Below are 872 nucleotides of genomic sequence, written 5' to 3' on the forward strand. Positions count from 1 at the left end.
ATTGAGAACGACGAAACTATCGTGCCTATGTACTATAACGATTTTAAATTATTGAACGCACAATTGTTGCATCATTACGATAAAGAACAACAGCTCTTCGCCCTACTTAATCAAGAGGCTAACATTGTGAATATCGAGGAGATTTCTAGAGAGAATGTTTTAGCTTTTCGGCAATATATTTTTGAAGATATGCTGTACCCCGAGCAACATTTGTATGAAGACCTACAGGTGTTTACATTTGATCAAATCGTTGGTTATATTGAGACAGCTATTGAAAAAGGGTCATTTTTTATCAAACAACTCTCTAATGAAAAATCCACTTCAAACATTTAATCCCCCTCATTATATATGAGGGGGATTTTGACATAACAATATCATTATTTGTTCTTTTCCATAACCGCAAAATAATTCCCTTCACTATCAGCAAAGTTAAACACTTTACCAGTAGGCATAGTTACCATTTCGCCAACTGTAACATTTTTATTTGTTAAATCTTTGTATAGTTGTTCAAGATTTTCTGAGAAAAACATTAACGATGGTGTACCAAGATTCAATTCTGGGCTCATTTTGGAGATAATCTCTTTATTATGTAATATGATACTCGTCTCAGCATCATTAGTTGGAGCGATTTCAATCCATCTCATTCCTTGATTGTTATCTTCCTCTGCGATTACATGAAACCCTACTTTTTCTGTCCAAAAATTTAATGCCTCATCTTGATTATTTACATATAACATAATTTGTCCGACTTTATGAATCATTTCATTTCCYCCTAATGGTTTTTATATTCTATGTAGCTTTCTACAATTACTATTGTTATTCCTTTTTCATTTATATGTACTTCTTTATGAAATTTATCGACTGGATCATTC

Annotated in this window: 1 protein-coding gene and 1 pseudogene; one reads left to right on the top strand and one right to left on the bottom strand. The window is 32.3% G+C overall.

All coding sequences use genetic code 11. The annotated features are described in order from the left end of the window. A pseudogene (locus tag AC1DTM_RS29170) lies at positions 1-333 on the top strand (hydrolase); the annotation flags it as partial. A 44-nt stretch (positions 334-377) separates the two neighbouring features. Here AC1DTM_RS29170 and AC1DTM_RS29175 read toward each other — a convergent pair. Beyond that, on the bottom strand, positions 378-761 hold the full coding sequence (locus tag AC1DTM_RS29175) for a VOC family protein (protein ID WP_002158098.1): 384 nt from the start codon (positions 759-761) through the stop codon (positions 378-380). Between the last annotated feature and the right edge of the window lie 111 nt (positions 762-872).

It is taken from the genome of Bacillus sp. P4_D3, from assembly GCF_056401855.1.

Excerpts from the sequence above, each read along its gene's own strand:
- AC1DTM_RS29175 (WP_002158098.1), bottom strand. The coding sequence starts at position 761 with ATGATTCATAAAGTCGGACAAATTATGTTATATGTAAATAATCAAGAT.